We start from the raw sequence: 19,826 nt of genomic DNA on the forward strand, positions 1-19,826 counted from the left end.
CGTATCCAGGTCGATGGGGTGCCCGGCGTATGCGCGTCTACGGCGCGGTCATTCGGATCGCTGGATCGCGCTCGATGCTACCCGATCCGCTTGTTTAGACAGTACTGATAATTACGATGCTCGCTTGCTATCGCTTGAGAGACTGACGCCACGCGCCCGGACTTACGCCGACCGTCTGTCTGAAAGCTCGGCTGAGGTGACTTTGGTCGCTGAAACCGCAGTCCGCAGCCACATCCGATAGCGACAGCCCGTTATCGCGCAGCTTTTCCTTGGATAGCACCACGCGCTGCTCAATTAGCCACTGGTGCGGCGCCACTCCCAGCGTGCGACGGAATGCATGCGAGAAATAACTCACTGACAGGCCGCACTCTCGCGCCACCTCCCTGAGCGCCACACCGCCTTTGAGGTTGGCGCGAAGAATTTCCGTCGCGCGTCGCACCTGCCATGGCGCGAGCCCACCCCGGGCTGGCTGCGACATCGGCCGCATGCCGCCATAGGTCTGAGCGACATGCACCCCGAGCGCCAGCAGGACATGGTCGAGAAACAACAGGTTAGCTTGATCGGGATGGCGGAGGGCGGGCAGCAGCAGGCTCCCGAGGCTGGAAATCGTGACGTCGTTGACTCCCGCGCGGGGCTCATAGCTCAAATCGCGAATTCGCGGCGCGTTGGCCTCGTCAGCGATCGCATCCAACGCCGCACGCGGCAGGTAGAAAGCCAGCGAGTGATAGGGCTTGTCGAGGAAAACCCTAGGTTCTCGTTTCAGGTCATAGAGACAACTGTCGCCAACCCGCAAGTCGCACACCGACGCTCGTCGGCCATCCTCCCAATATTCGCGATTGGGAAAATCGCGAAGTTGCAAACCGACGAAAAAAGCATCTTCCCGCTGAATCAAACCGCTCATTTCCGGCAGCGGCTTATCACATCGAATCTCCGTGACCGCCATATCAGCTGTACGCAATGCCCGGGTAACGATCGCGGGTTCCAATGCGGGTACATGGCAAAGGTGTCCGTGAGAACGAGTGATGCGCGCGAACGATCCGTTTTCAACTCGCAATGCCTCGCCAAGCCGTTGTCCACAAGCCTCGGTCATCACTCCCTCATAGCTTAAAGGGCCAAACTCCCGACCGCTTGATCATGACCTGAACTCCGCGGCTCACATATTCGGATAGCTGGGGCCGCCGCCGCCCTCGGGCGGGACCCAGGTGATATTGCCGTTGGGGTCTTTGATGTCGCAGGTCTTGCAGTGGACGCAGTTCTGCGAGTTGACGACGAACTTCAGATCTGGCCCTTCGCCAACCCACTCGTAGACGCCGGCCGGGCAATAGCGGGTCGAAGGGCCGGCGAAAATGTCGTGCTCGGATCGACGTTGCACGTCGCCGTCCAGCACGTGCAGGTGGACCGGTTGGTTCTCCACATGGTTCGTATTGGAGAGGAACACCGACGACAGACGGTCGAAGGTCAGAGCGCCGTCGGGCTTCGGGTAAACGATCGGCTTGAAGGTCTTGGCCGGTTGCAGCGTGGCTGAGTCCGGATGCCCATGATGGAGCGTGCCGAACAGGCTGAAGCCTAGCGTGTTGGTCCACATGTCCACACCGCCAAGCCCGACCCCCACGACGGTGCCCAGCTTCGACCACAGGGGCTTTACGTTGCGGACCCGCCGAAGGTCCTTGCCGATCGCCGAGCCCCGCCACTGGGCTTCGTAGTCGGGCAGCTCATCGTGGGCGCGGCCGGCGCCGATCGCGGCGGCGACGTTCTCCGCCGCTTGCATGGCCGACAGCACCGCGTTGTGACTGCCTTTGATCCGCGGCACGTTCATGAAGCCCGCGGCGCAGCCGATGAGCGCGCCGCCTGGGAACACCAGTTTGGGCACCGACTGCCAGCCACCCTCGGTGAGCGCGCGCGCGCCGTAGGCTATGCGTTTGCCGCCCTCGAAATTCCTGCGGATCGCCGGGTGCGTCTTGAAACGCTGCAGCTCTTCGAACGGGGAAATCCAGGGGTTGCGATAGTTGAGGTGAACCACGAAACCCACCGACACCAGCCGGTCGCCCCAGTGGTAGAGGAAGGAGCCGCCGCCGGTCTTGAGGTCGAGAGGCCAGCCGAAGCTGTGCTGGATGAGCCCGGGCCGATGGCGGTCTTCGGGGACCTGCCACAGCTCCTTGATGCCGAGGCCGAATTTCTGCGGGTCCCGGCCGGCGTCCAGGCCGAACCGCTCGATCAGGCGCTTGGACAGGCTTCCCCGCGCCCCCTCGGCGAAGAGCGTATATTTGCCGCGAAGCTCGATCCCGCGAGTGAAGCCGTCGCGAGCCTCGCCATCCTTTCCGATCCCCATGTCGCCGGTGGCGACGCCCAGGACTTCGCCCTTGTCGCCGTGGAGGACCTCCGTCGCGGCGAAGCCGGGATAGATCTCGACGCCAAGCGCCTCAGCCTTCCGTCCGAGCCAGCGGCAGACGTCACCGAGCGAAACGATGAAGTTGCCGTGGTTGCTCATCAGCGGCGGCATCAGGATGTTCGGCAGCCGCACGGCGCTGCCAGCGGTCAACCAGTAGAACCGATCGTCGAGGACGGGCTGCTTGAACGGATTTTCATCATCTCGCCATCCTGGCAGCAGGGCGTCGATGCCGATCGGATCGACCACCGCCCCCGACAGGATGTGGGCGCCGACCTCCGACCCCTTCTCCAACACGACCACGGAAAGGTCCGTCGAAAGCTGTTTTAGCCGTATCGCCGCCGAAAGGCCGGCGGGGCCGGCCCCGACGATGACGACGTCGAACGTCATGGACTCGCGCGGCGGCAAGGGTGCTGACATCGTAAGGTCGCTTTCTGGCTAACGCCGCGTGGGGGGTTAAAAGGCGTCCGCCGACAGCGCCATGGTGCTCGCGGACCCCGACTGAATGCGGGCCAGGCGCATGGCGGTCTCGGGCAGCATCCGTTCCATGTAGAACCGACCGGTGATGAGCTTGGCGTTCAGGCGCTGGGCCGCGTCGCCGGCCGCCTGCGGCAGCTTTGCGCGCGCCGCTTCGACCATGCGGCACCACATGAAGCCGAAGGCCACCAGGCCGAACAGGTGCATGTAGTCGTAGGCGCCGGCGCCCGGGTCGTCATGGTTTGCAGGCCCGTTCTTGGCAAGCCAGCCGGTCGCCTGCTGCAGGTGACGCAACGCCTCCTGCATCGGCTTGGCGTAGGACGACAGGCCTTCATCCTTCACCGCCCCGGCAAGGTAGTCTTCGACCTCGGCGAAGAAGGTCTTCACCGGCCGTCCACCGTCCAGGCCGATTTTGCGCCCGACCAGGTCCATGGCCTGCACCCCGTTCGCGCCCTCGTAGATCTGGTTGATCCGGGCGTCCCGCACGAATTGTTCCATGCCGTTCTCGGCGATGTAACCGTGGCCGCCGTACATCTGCTGGGCCAGTACGGCGTTCGTGAAACCGCCATCGGTGCAGTAGCCCTTGATCACGGGCGTCATCAACGCGAGGTGATCCTCGGCCTGTTTCCGCACGGCCGGGTCATCCGATCCTTTGGCGATGTCTTGCTTGAGGCCGGTCCAGACGATCAGCGCGCGGGCGCCTTCGGTCAGGGCCCGGATCGTCAGCAGCGAGCGCCGCACGTCCGGGTGGACGATGATCGGGTCGGCCGGCTTGTCAGGGAACTTCGGTCCGGTGAGCGAGCGGCCCTGCAGGCGCTCCTTAGAATAGGCCGCCGCGTTCTGGTAGGCGACTTCGGAGATCGCCATGCCGTGGATGCCGACGCCCAGCCGGGAATGGTTCATCATCGTGAACATGGCGCTGAGGCCGTGGTTCTCTCCGCCCACGATCCAGCCGGCCGCGTCGTCGAAGTTCATCACGCAGGTGCAGTTGCCGTGGATTCCCATCTTGTGTTCGATCGAGCCGCAGGACACCTGGTTTCGCGGGCCCAGCGCGCCGCCGGCCTCAAGGATGAACTTGGGGACAACGAACAGGGAAAGCCCCCGCGTGCCCGCAGGCGCGCCCTCGATCCGCGCCAGGACCAGGTGGATGATGTTCTCGGCCATGTCGTGTTCGCCGGACGAGGTGAAGATCTTCGTCCCGGAGATCCGGTAGGAGCCGTCGGCCTGTTTGACAGCCTTGGTGCGCACCATCCCCAGATCGGTGCCGCATTGCGGCTCCGTCAGGTTCATCGTGCCGGTCCATTTGCCGGCGATCATGGCGGGCAGGTAGGTGGCCTTCTGTTCGGCTGATCCGTGGACGATCAGGGCGTCGACCGCCCCCTGCGTCAGGCCCACATACATCCAGAACGCCAGATTCGACGACGCGAGGAACTCGTTGACGATGTTGCCGATGACGCCGGGTAGCGCCTGGCCGCCGTATTCCACGGGCGCCGAGATGCCCATCCAGCCGCCCTCGGTGAGCTGGCGGAACGCTTCCTTGAATCCGGTGGGCGTGGTGACGCTCGCGTCGTCGTGACGCGTGCAGCCTTCCATGTCGCCGACCCGGTTAAGCGGCGCGATCACCTGTTCGCAGAGCTTGGCCGCCTCGGCCAGGGTCGCCTCGATGATGTCGGGGGACAGTTCTGCGAACCCCGGCAGGTTCGCATAGCGGTCGATGTGGAAGACGTCGTTGATGAGGAACAGCGACTCTTCGACGGGGGCTCTGTAGGTCGGCATGTTGATCTCCGGTGGATGTCAGGGATGAGCGCGGTCGTCGGCGTCGACGGCGGACTATTTGCCGATGGCGGCGAGTTCCCGGTCGAGCTCGGGCAGCGCCGTGTACAGGTCAGCCACAAGGCCATAGTCGGCGACCTGGAAGATCGGCGCGTCGGCGTCCTTGTTGATCGCCACGATCACCTTGGAGTCCTTCATGCCCGCCAGATGCTGGATGGCGCCCGAGATCCCGATGGCGATGTAGAGGTCCGGCGCCACGATCTTGCCGGTCTGACCCACCTGCCAGTCGTTGGGCGCGTAGCCCGCGTCCACCGCGGCGCGCGAGGCGCCGACCGCGGCGTGTAATTTCTCGGCAAGCGGCTCGATCAGCTTGGTGAAATTCTCGCGGCTCTGGAGCGCCCGACCGCCCGAGACCACGATCCTGGCGGCCGTCAGCTCAGGACGCTCGGACTTGGTCAGCTCCTCGCTGACGAAGGTCGAAATCTCGGGTGACGCGACCGGCCCGAGGGTCTCGATCGGTGCCGCGACGCCGGCGGCGGCGGCCGGCGGGAAGGCCGTGGTGCGGACGGTCATGACCTTCTTCCCGTCCTTGGACCTTACCGTCTCAATGACATTGCCCGCGTAGATCGGCCGCTCAAAAGTGTCAGGCGAGAGCACGTTCATCACATCGGAGATCTGCATGACGTCCAGCCCCGCTGCGACCCGCGGCATCACGTTCTTGCCGCTCGCCGTCGAAGGCGCGAGGAAGGCGTCGTAGCCGGCGGCCTGCGCGGTGATTAGGGCCGCCAGGGGCTCCGGCAGCATGTGCTCGTATTGGGGCGCCTCGGCGTGCAGCACCTTTGCGACCCCATCGATCCGCGCCGCAGCCTCAGCCGCAGCGACACAATTCAGGCCGGCGACCAGGACATGGACGTCCCCGCCCAGCAGATGGGCCGCGGAGACGGCCTTGGCCGTGGAGTCCTTCAGGGACGCGTTGTCGTGATCGGCCAATACCAGGCTTGTCATTGGAAAACTCCCGCTTCGGTCTTCAGTTTGCTCACCAATTCGGCGACGGAGCTGACCTTCACGCCGGCTTTGCGGTGAGGCGGCTCGGCCATCTTCAGGACTTCGAGGCGCACGCCGGTGTCCAAGCCCAGGCCGGCCAGCGGCTTGCGCTCCAGCGGCGCCCGCTTGGCCTTCATGATGCTGGGCAGGCTCGCATACCGCGGCTGATTGAGACGCAGATCTGCGGTCACGATCGCCGGCAGCTGCAGCCTCACGGTCTGGTGGCCGCCGTCCACTTCACGGGTCACAACCACGTCGGCGGCGTTCACCTCGATTTTAGAAGCGAAGGTGCCCTGCGGCCATCCGAGGAGCGCCGCCAGCATCTGGCCGGTCTGGTCGCAGTCGTAGTCGATCGCCTGCTTGCCCAAGATGATCAGGTCTGGCTTTTCCTCCGCGGCAACCGCGGCAAGCGCCTTGGCCACCGCCAGCGGCTCGAGGTCTCCATCGTGGGTGAGCAGGACCGCGCGCGTGGCGCCCATGGCCAGGCCGGTCCGCAGGGTGTCCTCCGCCGCGGGGGGGCCGATGGAGATGCAGACGACCTCGCTCGCCACGCCCTTTTCCTTAAGACGCACGGCTTCTTCGACGGCGATTTCATCGAAGGGGTTGATCGACATCTTCACGTTGGAGAGGTCGACCCCCGAGCCATCCGGCTTGACCCGGACCTTGGCGTTGAAGTCGATCACACGCTTCACGGGGACGAGAATTTTCATGTCTTCGGCTCTCTTGCGATCTGGATCGTTTAACTCAAAGTTCGATCCTGATTATGCCGCGCGAGCCGATGATCATCTTTGATGAGACTGTCGTCTCTGGAAAGATTCTGCTTCTAACTCCACGTCTGAAAAGCGCGACGCTTTCGCCACCTTTGAAAACAATCGCGAACCAGCTCGAGCGCAGCGGTTGAAAAGGTTCGTGCGACCGCTGGCGGAATTCTAACGCCACGGTCTAGCAATCCCGAACTCAGCGTTGATTGGGGGGCGCCAATCGGCCAGATTTTCCGGTCAGCGCTGCGTCGCGAGTAAAGTCCTCTCGCGGCTCTGGAGTACGAACTGTTGCGCGAGCACCGCAGGGTCGTATCCAAACCGATGGGGCGCCCCGCGTATGCGCTCGAGCCTACGGTGAGGTCATTCGGGTCGCTGGATCGTGCTCCATGCTGCCCGATCCGCTTTTTGAACAGTACTGATAATACGACAGGCCCGAAGGCTTCGGCCTCTGAAGCCTGGATGGCGCGACCGTCTCGGGCGTGGTCTGAATGGCGTAGCTGGCCCGCAGGCAGGACCCTGTCTGCTTTACACGTCGATGTACTGGTAAGCGCAGTTCACCTCGCCCCCGCAGGGAAGCGTTTGGGGTCTTGACGCCAAAAACGAAACGCCTCGCCTGTCCCCATCAAACGCCGCCACCACGCGACTTGATCGAATTTCACGAGAGCATCCGATTGCCGTCGGGGGCTTTCGCCGTTTGGGGCCTCTCCCCGTATATGCGGCAAGCCCTCCGCTAACTTCGTCCGTACCGAGATGCTATTGTCTGCGGCCTAGGCACGGGTGAGAGCAATAACCTCGACGATGGCATCGTTGATTTCCACAGCGTCTTTTCGAGCAGGCGCCTTCTTGATGAGGGCGCGGACTTGCCCGACCGCCTTGCCTGCGCGATTCCCCTCCCTGACAAAATACAAATAAGTGAGAGCGCATTCTCTGTGCCTCCGCCAAATAGGATTCACTGCGGCGTAGCCGATCTTCGGCCTTCTTGGCTTCATCGATATCAACAGAAAGGCCATACCGCCCTGAGCGCCTCTCGGCTGGTCGCCAATATTCTGAGGCCGGGAATATCGACGAAGAGTTCCTCCGCGAGAGAAGCGACTTCTTCCACCAGATGCTCGCAGCAGTCGAAAATAATAATCGGCTCCCTTGCCTCCAGGTAGCTTTTGACGGCGGCCTTCACGTTTTCCTGTCCAGTCGAGCTGCTGTCAATCGGCATAAAAGGGATGTTCGCAAATCCACCTGCCATCGCCGTCAACGCCGGACACACCATCGAACGAGCCGCGCGTTACTTATTAGGAATCTGTCGGCCTTTGTAAAAAGCGGCTCCATTCTGCTGAATTGAGCCTGGCCTCACATTAATCTAGCGTGTGTAGCGGCGTAGCATTACACGCATGGCGAACGGAGTGGAGCACGATGATGAAGCCAGTGAGAACCGATGGTTATGGACAACGGCTTGGGGATCGATTGCGAGTTGAAAACGCACCTGCGATTGTTACCCGGGCATTGCGTAACGCTGATATGGCCGTCACCGAGATTCGATGTGATAACCCGCCGCCGGCAAGGAGCGGTTCGATTCAGCGGGAAGATGCTTTTCTCGTCGCTTTGTCCCTCCGCAATATTCCCCGTTTAAAATATTGGGAGGATGGCCGACTGGCGTCCGTGTGCGACTTGCGGGCTGGCGAGAGTTGTCTCTGTGACCTAAAGCGAGATCCCACCATTCTCCTCGAAAAGCCCCATCACTCGCTGGTATTTTATCTGCCGCGTGCGACGCTGGACGCGATCGCTGACGAGGCCGACGCGCCGCGAATTCGCGATCTGAGCTATAAGCCCGGCGTGGGCGTCAACGACGTCACGATTGCCACCCTCGGGCGCTTGCTGCTGCCCGCCCTCAGCCATCCCGACCAAGCTAACCCGTTGTTTGTCGACCACGTCCTGCTGGCGGTCGGGGTGCATATCGCTCGGACCTATGAAGGCAGGCGGCCAGTGTCGCAGCCGGTCCCGGGTTGGCTCGCGCCATGGCAGGAGCAACGCGCGAAAGAGTTAATCGCCGCCAACCTCGGTGGTGTGCCGGTCAGGGATCTGGCGCGGGAATGCCAGTTGTCGAGGGCCCATTTTTCGCGCGCGTTTCGCCGTTCCGTAGGAGTGACGCCGTACCAATGGCTAATGGAGCGCCGCGCCGAGGTGGCAAGGGAAAAGCTGCGCGATGAGCGGCTGTCGCTCGCCGATGTTGCCACGGAGTGCGGCTTCGCCGATCAAAGTCATTTCACGCATCACTTCACCCGCCTTGTTGGCGTAACTCCGCGCGACTGGCGTCGGGCGCTCAAGGAATAGCGAACAGAAGCAGTCGCGGACCACGCAAGAACGACGAGGATTGCGACCAAGCCTCGTACAGGCAACGAAACCGAGTCGGCTGCCGTTTTTCGGGCTGAGGTCGCGAGCGACCGAATGGATCGCCAATCAGCTCACTGAGGCTTGCGGCTGGGAGCAAATCCCTCGTTAAAGCGCTGAAGGCGTGTTTCTTTGGAGCCGCCCGCCGCTGAACGTTTATCTGCTGCCGTAGCATCCAAATTTCTACCTCGAGCGCAACCCGCGACCGCAACAGATCGACAACCATCCAACCAATCAGCCTGCATAGATCCCTCATGCCAGCAGCATCGCCCGATTCTCGGTCTTTCACCAGCCGGATGAGGTTTTCGACAGGGACAGGAGCGGGAGGGATCGAACTCACGCATTCCTGATCGATCTCGGCCTGAAAGATTCCTCAAAACGGGAATATCCGCGATTTGGTTCACGCCAGCGGCGATGCGTCCATCATTCTCCCTCGCATGATGGCGATGAAGTTTGCGAGGAGCGGCACCGCGCAAGGCTCTCCGAAAGCAATCAATCAGTCGAAGAGGGTTTGCCGTCATGTTCAGCGCAGCGAACAAACCGCCAAGCGGACATTCGGTGCAAGCCTCGCAGTGCACGGTGTCCTGCTGTCGGGCCGACCTACTTCTTAGCGGCGATGCTTTTCGGCTTTAGCGATGTAGCCGGCGCCGTCACCTGGGCGCGCACATCGCGCAAGCCACTGGGCGATGCCGATGCTACGGGCGTCTCGACTTCGCGGCGCGGCCAGGTAAAGTCGTCGGCGCGACCAGCCGGCGCCGACAAAGGCTCACCTTTGATCATGACCCGCGCGGCAAGCGCGTCGACCGCGGCCCGCGGCGCCCCCGGACCGCCGAGCAATTGGTCGCTGTTAGCGGTAGCGGCGACCAGCTGCACTATCGGCCCCGCCAACGGACGCGGCGCGGTCTGACCGGGGACTGCTTTGGAGGCGGGGGTTGCAGGCTCGGCGGGTAGCGCAATCGGGTCCGAGCGCCCAGCGAGAAGACGGGTGATCTCGCGCTCGACATAGTGGGCGAGTTTGCGCGCGCCGGGCTTGGTGAAATAGACGCCGTCATCGGTGCGCAACTGGCGGATCTGGCCTTCGTGATCGGGGCCCTTCTGCAGGAAGCCCCCTGCCTCGTCGACAAATCCGTCCCAGATATCGACATAGGTGATCCCAGCGCGCCCCGCAGCGTCCCGGTGGAGCGCGTCGAGAAACAGCATGTCCGAGGTGCTCTTCTGTCCGAGGATCGCGGGCAATCCCACCCAGACCACCGGCACGCCCTTCGACTTCGTGACCGCGATCATCTCGTCGATCTTCTTGGTGTAGAGCTCGACCCAGCGGCTGTCGCGAAACTCATAGATGCCATTCGGCGAACGCGTGTTCTTCTCCAGCGCCACCTGCGGCGCGTCGGTATTCTCGGCATCGGCCTGCGGCAATTCGTCGTCGACCGCCCTGTCGTCGGGTTTGGCCGTGTTGTTGCCAGCATTGTCCTTCGGCTTCACATCTCGAGGCTTGTTGTCCGGCTTGCGCGCGTTTTTGTCGGCCGGCTTCTCGCTTTTCTCGGCAGCTGGCTCGCGGATCGTCATGCGATCGTTGAGGCCTAGCATCACCACGATGACGTCGGGCTTTTCGTTGGCGAGGATGTTCCTTGCAGCGGCCGCCCAATCGGCAGGCGCGCCCTTGGGCTGGTACTGGATCAGGCCGGAAATTGTTTTCACCTTCCGGATCACGCCGATGGCGGGTTGCTCGGTGGCGTCCTCAAGGCCGTAAGCGAGCCAGTCGGCCATGGCGTCGCCGAGCACGAGCACGTTGCGTTCGGGCACTGTGTCGCGCTTCTCAGGCGGCGGGGCCCTTGAAAAATCCTCGCGCACGGGCGTCGAGGCCCTCCGCCTATGCCACCGAGGCTGGGGCGCGCGCTGCTGAAACGGACCAGAAGTGTCGTTACCAAACCAGCCGCCACCGAGCCTGCCGTCACCGCGTTGCGGCGGCGGCCGCTGCTGAAATCCGCCAAAATTGAAAAACTGTGCCGAGGTGGGTCCGCCAAGGCTGAGCAACAGCACCGCCGCAATCGCCAACGCGATCAACGGGACGCGCCCGGTCAAGATGCCGTTTTTCGGCTTGTCGGACACGCTCTTTAACCGCACGAAGGTCCGGCCCTTTTGCTAGGCAAGCCTTGTTATTTCAAGGCACCGCTTTTCGGCTGGATCCCGGCTCCGATCGGGATCCAGTCACTTCAACTAGGCAGATGAGGCTTGTCTATGCGCCAGCGGATTCTAGTAGCTCTGAGTTAGCACCCATTGAAGCTCTGCTATCAATTTCGAGGTTTGTTGCAGTGATGGCCCGCTTAGCGGGCTCATCGGTGCGCTTCATTGTTTGTGACTATTGCTTGTCCGCATATTCGAATTCAGGCAAAGCCTTTATTGCGTCCTTCGAACCACCCGGAAGGATGAATTTTCCACCATTCTCCTTCAGCTGGCCCACCGGAATTGCCACATCGTGGCGGCCAACGCCCAGAAAGCCGCCTGCGCCGATGATGGCGTATGACACCGCCTTGTCGGGCGCCACGATGATGTCATCGATTTTCCCAATGGTCTCACCGTTGTCATTGAAGACGTTTTTCCCGAGGACCTGGCGTTTGGTGCTCCAGCCCGTCGTGACGTCGCGTAGTTCGACTTTGGCGACGCCGAGCTTGGTAGACCCAACAACCTGTTGGGCAAAACAAGCGGGCGTAGCGATCAATAGCACGGCAACCGCGATCGTGGACAGCGACTTCATATGAATCTCCATTTGCATGAGTGGCCGGCGGCGCGGCACGAGACAACCACCGTCGCACCAACGTTTCCCCTATGCACGGCTCTTACGAATTCCGCATCGCTCCATCGGCCAATCCCTATTTCCCGATCGTCCACCATTTCACTGCAAGTGAAAGTCCGGTGCGGCACCCGCCGCCCCGAACAATGTCGTCACGCTAAGCATGTACCTTCGCCTTCGGAATCGCACCGCTCGCACGCAAACCATCGATTTCGGTCGCGCTGAATCCCAGCTGCTGGAGAACTTCCTCGTTGTGTTCTCCAATCTTCGGCGCGCGCTTCGCGGGCACTTTGGCGACGCCATGCACCTGAAGCGGGCTAGAGATGGTGGACGTCAGCTTGCCGCCGGCGCCCTCGAGCGGAACGATGATGTCGTTCGCCCGCAGCTGCGGATCGTTGATCACCTCTTGCGGCCCGCGCACAGCTCCGAACGTCACATGGACTCCGTTGAACACCTCGTACCAATGGGCCATCGGCTCGGCGCTGAATATCTCGTCGAGGATCGCCGTGAGCTGCGGCATATTCGCCATCAGCTTCGCTGGATCGGAGAACCGCGGATCGGTCAGAAGATCAGGGCGGCCGATGGCCTTGGCGACGGCTGCCAGCTTGTCGGGTGTAATGAGGAGAACGAACCAGGTGTCATCCTTGGCGCGCCAGACGTTCATTGCCGCATTGGCGGGGTTCTTGCGATCGTGCAGCCCGAAGAATTTCGCATCGCACAGCGCGGCCTGGATCGAGACGCTGGCGGACCACACGCCTTCGGCGAGCAGCGAGGTCGTGACATGCGCGCCCTCTCCGGTGCGCTCACGGCGATACAGGGCGGTGACGATCGCCGAATAGAGCCCGACGGCGGTGGCATTGTCACCGCTGCCTGCTACCGGCCAGGTCGGCGGCGCACCCGCATCGCGTGTCATCGACAACAATCCACTGCGCGCCCAATACGACGTGATGTCGAAGCCGGGGAGATCCGCATCGGGTCCCTTGTCGCCGAAGCCCGTGATGTCGGCGTAGATCAAACGTGGATTCCACTGCACCACGTCGTCATATTCAAGCTTCAGTCGCGCACGCGCCGGATGTGGTGTGTTGACGATGAGAACGTCGGCCCATTTGACCAGTTTTTCGAGAACCTGATGGGCGCTCGGAGATTTCAGATCAAGCGCCATACCCCGCTTGTTGCGATTGGTGAGGTGCCAAGGGTAGGCATCCTCGGAGAACGGCTGCGGCGGCAGGTGGTTCGCAATTCGCCATAGTTCGCCGTGTGGTGGCTCCACCTTGATGACGTCAGCGCCGAAGTCCGACAGGATCACCGCGGCGCTGGGGCCGGCGATGAAGCTCGCCAGATCCACCACTTTCAGTCCGGAGAATATATTGTCGCTTGCCATAGTCGTCCTTTCCAGTCGCCGTGTGCGGCGACCGTTTCACCGACCGCGGAACTGCGGTGCACGTTTCTCGAGGAAGGCGGAAGTGCCTTCCTTCTTGTCTTCCGTTGCGGCGCAGATGCCGAAATAGGACGCTTCGAGCGCAAATCCCTCGGCCTGGCTGGTGTCCATCCCCTTGTTGGCCGCTTCCAGCGAGAATTTTACGGCGATCGGCGCGTTGGCGGAGATCTGCTTCAGGATCGTCTCGGCGCGCGCGAAGAGATTGGCCGCGGGGACAACTTCGTTGACGAGTCCGATACGATAGGCTTCCTGGGCCGAGATTGTTTCTCCGGTGAGGATCAACTGCAACGCACGGCCCTTGCCCACCAAGCGCGGCAGGCGTTGCGTGCCACCACCGCCTGGCAACAGCCCGAGCTTCACCTCGGGCTGCCCGAACTTGGCATGTTCGACGGCGATCCTGAGGGTACAAGCCATCGCCGTCTCGCAGCCGCCGCCAAGCGCAAAGCCATTGATCGCCGCGATCACCGGTTTGCCGAGATTTTCGATGAGGTCCAGCACCCCCTGCCCGAACCGGCTGGACTCCTCCGCGTCGAAAGCATCGACATGCGCAAGTTCACTGATGTCGGCACCGGCGATGAAAGCCTTATCGCCGGCTCCCGTAAGAATCACGCCGTGCACGGAAGCGTCAGCTTTCGCGTCCTCGAATGCGGCCCGCAAATCGGTCCAGGTTGGCGTGTTGAGGGCGTTGAGCACCTTGGGCCGATTGACCGTCACGTAGGCGATGGAGCCCTTTTTTTCGTACTGAACGTTGGCAAGCACCAATGCCGCCCTGGGCAAGGGGTTGGATACTGTTGCAGTCGCTGGAGCTTGCAAAACCATGATCATATCTCCTGGATGAGGGCGGCCGGCCTCAAAGTGCCGGCCGCTGCGATGTCACACGAAGGCGCCATGGCCCGTGATAGCTTTTCCGACGATCAGATTTTGCATCTGATAGGTGCCTTCGTAGGAATAGAGCGCCTCGGCATCGGCGAAGAAGCGTGCGAAATTAACTGCCTTCGCAACAGCGTCTTGAGAAGATTTCAATTGGCCTCGACATGTCGTACCTCTCTTGCGATCAGCATCGTGTTAACTCAAAGTTCGATCGTGATTATGCCGCGCGAGCCGATGATCATCTTTGATGAGACTGTCGTCTCTGGAAAGATTCTGCTTCTAACTCCACGTCTGAAAAGCGCGACGCTTTCGCCACCTTTGAAAACAATCGCGAACCAGCTCGAGCGCAGCGGTTGAAAAGGTTCGTGCGACCGCTGGCGGAATTCTAACGCCACGGTCTAGCAATCCCGAACTCAGCGTTGATTGGGGGGCGCCAATCGGCCAGATTTGCCGGTCAGCGCTGCGTCGCGAGTAAAGTCCTCTCGCGGCTCTGGAGTACGAACTGTTGCGCGAGCACCGCAGGGTCGTATCCAAACCGATGGGGCGCCCCGCGTATGCGCTCGAGCCTACGGTGAGGTCATTCGGGTCGCTGGATCGTGCTCCATGCTGCCCGATCCGCTTTTTGAACAGTACTGATAATACGACTCGCTTGCTATCGCTTGAGAGACTGACGCCACGCGCCCGGACTTACGCCGACCGTCTGTCTGAAAGCTCGGCTGAGGTGACTTTGGTCGCTGAAACCGCAGTCCGCAGCCACATCCGATAGCGACAGCCCGTTATCGCGCAGCTTTTCCTTGGATAGCACCACGCGCTGCTCGATTAGCCACTGGTGCGGCGCCACTCCCAGCGTGCGACGGAATGCATGCGAGAAATAACTCACTGACAGGCCGCACTCTCGCGCCACCTCCCTGAGCGCCACACCGCCTTTGAGGTTGGCGCGAAGAATTTCCGTCGCGCGTCGCTCCTGCCATGGCGCGAGCCCACCCCGGGCTGGCTGCGACATCGGCCGCATGCCGCCATAGGTCTGAGCGACATGCACCCCGACCGCCAGCAGGACATGGTCGAGAAACAACGGGTTAGCTTGGTCGGGATGGCTGAGGGCCGGCAGCAGCAAGTTCCCCAGGCAGGAAATCGTGCCGTCGTTGACACCCGCGCCGGGCTTATAGCTCAGATCGCCAATGCGCGGCGCATTGGCGTCGTCAGCGATCGCGTCTAGCGCCGCACGCGGCAGATAAAATGAAAGCACGTGATAGGGTTTGTCGAGGAGACCCCTGGGATCTCGCTTCAGGTCATGGAGACAACTCTCGCCGGCCCGCAAGTCGCCCATCGACGCTCCTCGGCCATCCTCCCAATACTCGCCATTGGGACGATCGCGGAGGTGCAAAGCGACGGCAAAAGCATCTTCCCGCCGCATCGACCCGCTCATTTCCGGCAGCGGATTATCGCATCGAATCTCCGTGACCGCTATATCAGCTGCACGCAATATCCGGGTAACGATCACCGGTGCGTTTTCGACTCGCAATGCCTCGCCAAGCCGTTGTCCATAAGTCTCGGTCATCACTCGGTCAATAGCTCAAAAGCTCAAAGGGCCAAACTGTAGATCCTCATTTTTTTGCTCCTTGGATTGGACGTCGCGACCGGCATCGGAGAGGGTCATCATGAGGCCTTCCCATCGCATGAGCGTTAACTATCTTTCCGGTGCGACGATCCCACAGTTGTTCAAGTAATTCTTGAACGGACGTGACCCCAGCTGACCGCTTTATGCTCTTTTGGGGGTGGACTCATTGGCACGCTGCCAAATGCGTATGGATGCGAGCTAGACGAAGGCTAGATAATTGGCGGGGGGCTCGTCCTATCGGCTCACGCCGGCTCCCAAGGTCGCGCCTCCAGCTGGATGGGCTTTGACCAAACGCCTGTCTCATGCCGAGGTTATGAACAACATGACGACGATGGGGGGATCGCCACGAAGGATGCACCGACCAGCGCCGGTGCACCGGACGAACTCAGACTTGGTGGTTCGTGCGCGCCCGGTGTTTATGCGAAGCCGATTGAACCGGGCAACCTGCTATCTCCTCGATGCTCCGTCCCGTTCTTGCGAGGCAAGAGCGACAACGGGGCAGAAAGTTACAAACTCCAACATTTCGCGACAAGCGCGCGCTGCAGCCAACGTGTATTGAGGCCTGCATGAAAGCTCGGATGATCTTGGAAAACTGCGAATTGAAACTGCTTCGGCCGATGCCTTTGGCGCGTTTGTGCGTGTCGGCGGCCCTGCTGTCCACAACGGCCACGCCCGCTTTCCCCTCACAAGGAACACCGGAGCAGCGCTTGGCCTGCACCCCTGACGTGTTCAGACTTTGCAGCGCGTTCATCCCGGATGCAGATGAGATATCGATTTGCCTCAAAGAGAAGTACGCCAACCTAAGCGATGCTTGCAGGGCGGCCCTCGATGCGGGAGGGAAGCAGCCGCCCAATGCGGACGATGGCGCTCAATCTCGCAAGCGCTCCGCAAAATAGCGCGATAAGAGTGATGTCAGTTCGCCAAATAAGGTTTGTGCTAGTGAACGACATTGCACCGCGCGGGCGCTCTTGCTATCGCTTGAGAGTCCGACGCCACGCGCCCGGACTTACGCCGACCGTCTGTCTGAAAGCTCGCGCGAGATGACTTCGGTCGCTGAAGCCGCACTCCGTGGCCACATCCGACAGCGACAGCCCGTCATCGCGCAGCTTTTCCTTCGATAGCGCGACGCGCTGCTCAATTAGCCACTGGTGCGGCGCCACTCCCAGCGTGCGACGGAAGGCGTGCGAGAAATAACCTACTGATAGACCGCACTCTCGTGCCACCTCCTTGAGCGCCACACTGCCCTTGATGTTGGCGCGAAGAATTTCCGTCGCGCGTCGCTGCTGCCATGGCGCGAGCCCACCCCGGGCCAGGCGCGACATTAGCCGCATGCCTCCATAGGTCTGAGCGACATGCACTCCGACCGCCAGTAGGACGTGGTCGAGAAACAACGGGTTGACTTGGTCCGGATGGCTGAGGGCGGGTAGCAGCAAGCTCCCCAGGCGGGAAATCGTGACATCGTTGACGCCCGCGCCGGGCTTATAGCTCAGATCGCGAATTCGCGGCGCGTTGGCCTCGTCAGCGATCGCGTCCAGCGCCCCACGCGGCAGATAAAAAATCAGAGAGTGATAGGGCTGCTCGAGGAGACTCCTGGGTTCTCGTTTCAGGTCATAGAGACAACTCTCGCCAGCCCGCAGGTCGCACACCGACGCTCGTCGGCCATCCTCCCAATATTCGCGATTGAGTAACTCGCGGAAGTTCAAAGCGACGATAAAAGCATCCTCCCGCTGAATCGGATCGCTCATTCCCGGCAGCGGATTATCACATCGAATCTCCGTGACCGCCATATCAGCTGTACGCAATGCCCGGGTAACGATTGCGGGTGCGTTTTCGACTCGCAATCGCTCGCCCAGCCGTTGTCCATAAGCCTCGGTCATCACTCAAGCAATAGTTCAAAGGGCCAACTGTAGATCCGCAATTTTGTGGCTCCTTGGATCTGACGTCGCGACTGGCTCTGAGTATCCGCGTACTTTTCCGTCACCTCCACAACCAGCGCAGGCATCGTCTCACCGGTATCAGCGTTCGTGTATTGGATCTGCGCGGTGTAATCGCCGTTCGGCTGCCAGTTAATCGTGATGTCGGGCTCAGGGTCGTGCGCGACCGAGTCCTCAAGATACATCTGGTATCTGATCACGCCTTCAGGCAACCCTTCGGTTGTTTGGCCGACGTACCACGGCGCCGAGCCGCCATAAGTCGGAACGTTGACCACGTCGAGCCCGTCCAAATTCTCTTGCGCGTCCTTTGCGATGCCTTGCTCGATGTCGGCGGGCATCATGGAGGGCGGCGGCGTTTGCGTGTCTGTCTCGGTAATCCTATTTTACCTCTTTTGATCGCCGCGGCCCTCGACCACGGACTAAAACGGACAGGGTGGCATGCGCTCACCTGATGGCTCCAGCAAAATCTTGATGCCTTAGATCGCGCGGCTCTGCTTTACCGGGCGGTTCAATTGGATGCGCAAGATGCTTCCATCGTGTTCGGTAACAATCTCATCCATTGCCAAAGTCCTGGTCCTTTCGTGTGAAGCTAACCCACCCTACATCCTTCGTGTCACCACCCGTCCAGCACGATCTTGCCGCGCGACTTGCCGCTTTCCAGGAGCGCATGGGCGCGTTTCAAATTCGCCGCGTTGATGATGCCGAAGGTCTGGTGCATCGTGGTGCGCAGCACGCCCTTGTCGATCAGGTCACTGACGTCGTTTAGCAGATTGTGCTGGGCAATCATATCAGGCGTCTGGAACGATGAGCGGGTGAACATCGATTCCCAGTGGACCGAGATCGCCTTGCCCATGAACACCGCAACATTGAACTCGGCGGGGTTATCGATCAGGCCGTATTTGCCCTGCGGCGCCATCACTTCCGCAATCGCCTTGTAGTGCTGGTCGGTGTTGGTGAGGCTTGCGACCAGCGCAAGCGGCGGTGCTTTCAGCTTCTCGATCTGCTCCTTCAGCGGCTTGGCGTGGTCGACCACGGCATGCGCGCCGAGCTCGAGGCACCACTTTTGTGATTCAGGTCGCGTTGCGGTCGCTACCACGGCTAGGCCGGTCAGCCGGCGCGCGAGCTGGATCAGGATCGAGCCGACGCCTCCGGCGCCGCCCACAATCAACAGCATGCGCGGATCAAAGCTCTTGCCGGGCAGCGCGCCGAGACGGTCGAACAGCAACTCCCAGGCAGTCAGCGAGGTCAGCGGTAGCGCTGCCGCCTGCGCAAATGACAGCGTCCTGGGCTTCTTGCCGACGATGCGCTCATCGACCAGATGAAATTCGGAGTTGGTCCCCTGGCGCAGGATCGAGCCGGCGTAGAAGACCTCATCGCCCGGCTTGAAGAGGGAGACATCAGGTCCGACCGCATCGACGGTGCCTGCGGCATCGAAGCCCAGAATCTTGTATTCGCCTGTTGGCGGCGCCGCGCGCTTGCGGACCTTGTAGTCGACCGGATTGGCCGAGATGGCCTTCACCGCAACGCGGATATCGCGTCCCTTCGGTTCCGGCTTTGCGGTCTCGAAATCGAGGAGGGCGTCCTTGTCCTCGATCGATAGCGATTTCTGGTATCCAACGGCCTTCATTACTGTCCTCCCTGTGCACGGCTCATCACGGCGTCGCCAATAAACTTGTCGACTGTTCCGCCTTCGGCGAGGAAAGCCTCTGTAAGCACGGAGAAATACCGCGACATTTGGCGCATGAGCATGTCGGGGTCGGCTGACTCGGCGATAGTCGTAAAATCTCTAACGTCGGTGAAAACGACGGTAACCTCCTCTCTGACTCCGCCAAGCTCAGCAGATACGGATTTGTCCATCACCCCTCGGACGATCTCCTTAGGAACGAAGGGCGCGAACGACCGTATGGTGCGCTGCGCGAGATTCATTGCACTGCCAAGTTCGTGAATTTCCTTAATGCGTGATGCGACCGGCGAGGGGGTGGGGTCGGCCAGCTTCTGGAGTGAGGAGAGTTGCGCCACGATGCATCCTCAGCACGGACGGCGCTTGTACGTGGCTGCTCGATCAGGAACAATCTTGCTCTAAACTTTAGTGATGAGAGTCGAGCACATGGCGGCGCCAGCCGTGTATCTTGAGCAAAAATAACCTACGAAGCGATCTGTTCGTGACTTCGCGGGACAGGCGCCCAAAATCCATCTTATGCCGATTGACAGCAGCTCGGAGCAGCGCATAAGAGCGTGGGAGATCAATAGCTGTCATGTTCTCGGCAGGACGTCATGTCTGACAAGGGACAACCTGCTCTATCGAAGGGCGCGTATTCGTTCGGGCCTTTCCAGCACCGACCAGACTAGGCT

Annotated in this window: 18 protein-coding genes; 3 read left to right on the forward strand and 15 right to left on the reverse strand. The window is 61.3% G+C overall.

Translation table 11 applies throughout. The features are described from left to right. Positions 1–127 precede the first annotated feature (127 nt). From V1280_RS23490 to V1280_RS23515, 6 genes are all read right to left on the reverse strand, one after another. Positions 128–1,090 carry a helix-turn-helix domain-containing protein gene (locus tag V1280_RS23490; protein ID WP_334529458.1) on the reverse strand — a complete coding sequence of 321 codons (963 nt, stop codon included), beginning with the start codon at positions 1,088–1,090 and terminating at the stop codon, positions 128–130. A gap of 63 nt (positions 1,091–1,153) precedes the next feature. Then, on the reverse strand, positions 1,154–2,806 hold the full coding sequence (locus tag V1280_RS23495; protein WP_334529461.1) for an electron transfer flavoprotein-ubiquinone oxidoreductase: 1,653 nt from the start codon (positions 2,804–2,806) through the stop codon (positions 1,154–1,156). A 36-nt stretch (positions 2,807–2,842) separates the two neighbouring features. After that, positions 2,843–4,639: an acyl-CoA dehydrogenase C-terminal domain-containing protein gene (locus V1280_RS23500; RefSeq protein ID WP_334529464.1), complete on the reverse strand. Its 1,797-nt coding sequence runs from the start codon at positions 4,637–4,639 to the stop codon at positions 2,843–2,845. Positions 4,640–4,693: 54 nt separating this feature from the next. Next, complete coding sequence (locus tag V1280_RS23505; protein ID WP_334529467.1) at positions 4,694–5,641, reverse strand: electron transfer flavoprotein subunit alpha/FixB family protein; 948 nt, start codon at positions 5,639–5,641, stop codon at positions 4,694–4,696. Next, the gene (locus tag V1280_RS23510) at positions 5,638–6,390 is read right to left on the reverse strand and encodes an electron transfer flavoprotein subunit beta/FixA family protein (RefSeq protein ID WP_334396638.1); all 753 of its coding nucleotides are present in this window, start codon (positions 6,388–6,390) and stop codon (positions 5,638–5,640) included. The genes V1280_RS23505 and V1280_RS23510 overlap by 4 nt, the downstream gene beginning before the upstream one ends. 1,045 nt (positions 6,391–7,435) lie before the next feature. Beyond that, positions 7,436–7,690, reverse strand: coding sequence for a hypothetical protein (locus V1280_RS23515; protein WP_334529470.1), 255 nt, complete (start codon positions 7,688–7,690; stop codon positions 7,436–7,438). A 158-nt stretch (positions 7,691–7,848) separates the two neighbouring features. Between V1280_RS23515 and V1280_RS23520 the strand changes: the two genes are divergently transcribed. Further along, positions 7,849–8,766: a helix-turn-helix transcriptional regulator gene (locus tag V1280_RS23520; RefSeq protein ID WP_334529473.1), complete on the forward strand. Its 918-nt coding sequence runs from the start codon at positions 7,849–7,851 to the stop codon at positions 8,764–8,766. A gap of 657 nt (positions 8,767–9,423) precedes the next feature. On the opposite strand, the gene V1280_RS23525 is transcribed toward V1280_RS23520, so the two are convergent. From V1280_RS23525 to V1280_RS23540, 4 genes are all read right to left on the reverse strand, one after another. Beyond that, entirely contained in the window at positions 9,424–10,932 is a 1,509-nt protein-coding gene (locus tag V1280_RS23525; protein WP_334529476.1) for an SGNH/GDSL hydrolase family protein, read from the reverse strand. 250 nt (positions 10,933–11,182) lie between these two features. Further along, positions 11,183–11,578 carry a PRC-barrel domain-containing protein gene (locus tag V1280_RS23530; RefSeq protein WP_334529479.1) on the reverse strand — a complete coding sequence of 132 codons (396 nt, stop codon included), beginning with the start codon at positions 11,576–11,578 and terminating at the stop codon, positions 11,183–11,185. A gap of 193 nt (positions 11,579–11,771) precedes the next feature. Then, the gene (locus V1280_RS23535; RefSeq protein WP_334529481.1) at positions 11,772–12,995 is read right to left on the reverse strand and encodes a CaiB/BaiF CoA transferase family protein; all 1,224 of its coding nucleotides are present in this window, start codon (positions 12,993–12,995) and stop codon (positions 11,772–11,774) included. Between the two features lie 36 nt (positions 12,996–13,031). Further along, positions 13,032–13,871, reverse strand: a complete 840-nt coding sequence (locus V1280_RS23540) for an enoyl-CoA hydratase-related protein (RefSeq protein ID WP_334529484.1) — start codon at positions 13,869–13,871, stop codon at positions 13,032–13,034. Between the two features lie 69 nt (positions 13,872–13,940). Here V1280_RS23540 and V1280_RS23545 point away from each other — a divergent pair, with 69 nt between their 5' ends. Further along, positions 13,941–14,279: a hypothetical protein gene (locus V1280_RS23545; RefSeq protein WP_334529486.1), complete on the forward strand. Its 339-nt coding sequence runs from the start codon at positions 13,941–13,943 to the stop codon at positions 14,277–14,279. Between the two features lie 295 nt (positions 14,280–14,574). On the opposite strand, the gene V1280_RS23550 is transcribed toward V1280_RS23545, so the two are convergent. After that, a complete protein-coding gene (locus tag V1280_RS23550) occupies positions 14,575–15,480 on the reverse strand; it encodes a helix-turn-helix domain-containing protein (protein WP_334529489.1) in 906 nt (301 codons plus the stop codon). A gap of 626 nt (positions 15,481–16,106) precedes the next feature. Here V1280_RS23550 and V1280_RS23555 point away from each other — a divergent pair. Further along, positions 16,107–16,436, forward strand: a complete 330-nt coding sequence (locus V1280_RS23555) for a hypothetical protein (protein WP_334529492.1) — start codon at positions 16,107–16,109, stop codon at positions 16,434–16,436. A 75-nt stretch (positions 16,437–16,511) separates the two neighbouring features. Here the strand turns inward: V1280_RS23555 and V1280_RS23560 are convergent, their stop codons facing one another. The 4 genes from V1280_RS23560 to V1280_RS23575 form a co-directional block, all read right to left on the reverse strand. Continuing rightward, positions 16,512–17,417 (reverse strand): helix-turn-helix domain-containing protein, encoded by a 906-nt coding sequence (locus V1280_RS23560; protein ID WP_334529495.1) that lies wholly within the window; start codon positions 17,415–17,417, stop codon positions 16,512–16,514. Continuing rightward, a complete protein-coding gene (locus V1280_RS23565) occupies positions 17,417–17,815 on the reverse strand; it encodes a hypothetical protein (RefSeq protein WP_334529498.1) in 399 nt (132 codons plus the stop codon). The genes V1280_RS23560 and V1280_RS23565 overlap by 1 nt, the downstream gene beginning before the upstream one ends. Positions 17,816–18,087: 272 nt before the next feature. Continuing rightward, on the reverse strand, positions 18,088–19,101 hold the full coding sequence (locus V1280_RS23570; RefSeq protein WP_334529501.1) for a zinc-binding alcohol dehydrogenase family protein: 1,014 nt from the start codon (positions 19,099–19,101) through the stop codon (positions 18,088–18,090). Further along, positions 19,101–19,493, reverse strand: a complete 393-nt coding sequence (locus V1280_RS23575) for an adenylate/guanylate cyclase domain-containing protein (protein ID WP_334529504.1) — start codon at positions 19,491–19,493, stop codon at positions 19,101–19,103. Before V1280_RS23575 ends, V1280_RS23570 begins: the two co-directional genes overlap by 1 nt. Positions 19,494–19,826 lie beyond the last annotated feature (333 nt).

The organism is Bradyrhizobium sp. AZCC 2230, from assembly GCF_036924495.1.
GTDB classification, from domain to species: Bacteria; Pseudomonadota; Alphaproteobacteria; order Rhizobiales; family Xanthobacteraceae; genus Bradyrhizobium; species Bradyrhizobium rifense.

Excerpts from the sequence above, each read along its gene's own strand:
- V1280_RS23530 (WP_334529479.1), bottom strand. The coding sequence starts at position 11,578 with ATGAAGTCGCTGTCCACGATCGCGGTTGCCGTGCTATTGATCGCTACG.
- V1280_RS23505 (WP_334529467.1), bottom strand. The coding sequence starts at position 5,641 with ATGACAAGCCTGGTATTGGCCGATCACGACAACGCGTCCCTGAAGGAC.
- V1280_RS23565 (WP_334529498.1), bottom strand. The coding sequence starts at position 17,815 with ATGATGCCCGCCGACATCGAGCAAGGCATCGCAAAGGACGCGCAAGAG.
- V1280_RS23490 (WP_334529458.1), bottom strand. The coding sequence starts at position 1,090 with ATGACCGAGGCTTGTGGACAACGGCTTGGCGAGGCATTGCGAGTTGAA.
- V1280_RS23545 (WP_334529486.1), top strand. The coding sequence starts at position 13,941 with ATGGCCCGTGATAGCTTTTCCGACGATCAGATTTTGCATCTGATAGGT.
- V1280_RS23500 (WP_334529464.1), bottom strand. The coding sequence starts at position 4,639 with ATGCCGACCTACAGAGCCCCCGTCGAAGAGTCGCTGTTCCTCATCAAC.
- V1280_RS23540 (WP_334529484.1), bottom strand. The coding sequence starts at position 13,871 with ATGGTTTTGCAAGCTCCAGCGACTGCAACAGTATCCAACCCCTTGCCC.
- V1280_RS23510 (WP_334396638.1), bottom strand. The coding sequence starts at position 6,390 with ATGAAAATTCTCGTCCCCGTGAAGCGTGTGATCGACTTCAACGCCAAG.
- V1280_RS23535 (WP_334529481.1), bottom strand. The coding sequence starts at position 12,995 with ATGGCAAGCGACAATATATTCTCCGGACTGAAAGTGGTGGATCTGGCG.
- V1280_RS23550 (WP_334529489.1), bottom strand. The coding sequence starts at position 15,480 with ATGACCGAGACTTATGGACAACGGCTTGGCGAGGCATTGCGAGTCGAA.
- V1280_RS23495 (WP_334529461.1), bottom strand. The coding sequence starts at position 2,806 with ATGTCAGCACCCTTGCCGCCGCGCGAGTCCATGACGTTCGACGTCGTC.
- V1280_RS23560 (WP_334529495.1), bottom strand. The coding sequence starts at position 17,417 with ATGACCGAGGCTTATGGACAACGGCTGGGCGAGCGATTGCGAGTCGAA.
- V1280_RS23570 (WP_334529501.1), bottom strand. The coding sequence starts at position 19,101 with ATGAAGGCCGTTGGATACCAGAAATCGCTATCGATCGAGGACAAGGAC.
- V1280_RS23555 (WP_334529492.1), top strand. The coding sequence starts at position 16,107 with ATGAAAGCTCGGATGATCTTGGAAAACTGCGAATTGAAACTGCTTCGG.
- V1280_RS23520 (WP_334529473.1), top strand. The coding sequence starts at position 7,849 with ATGATGAAGCCAGTGAGAACCGATGGTTATGGACAACGGCTTGGGGAT.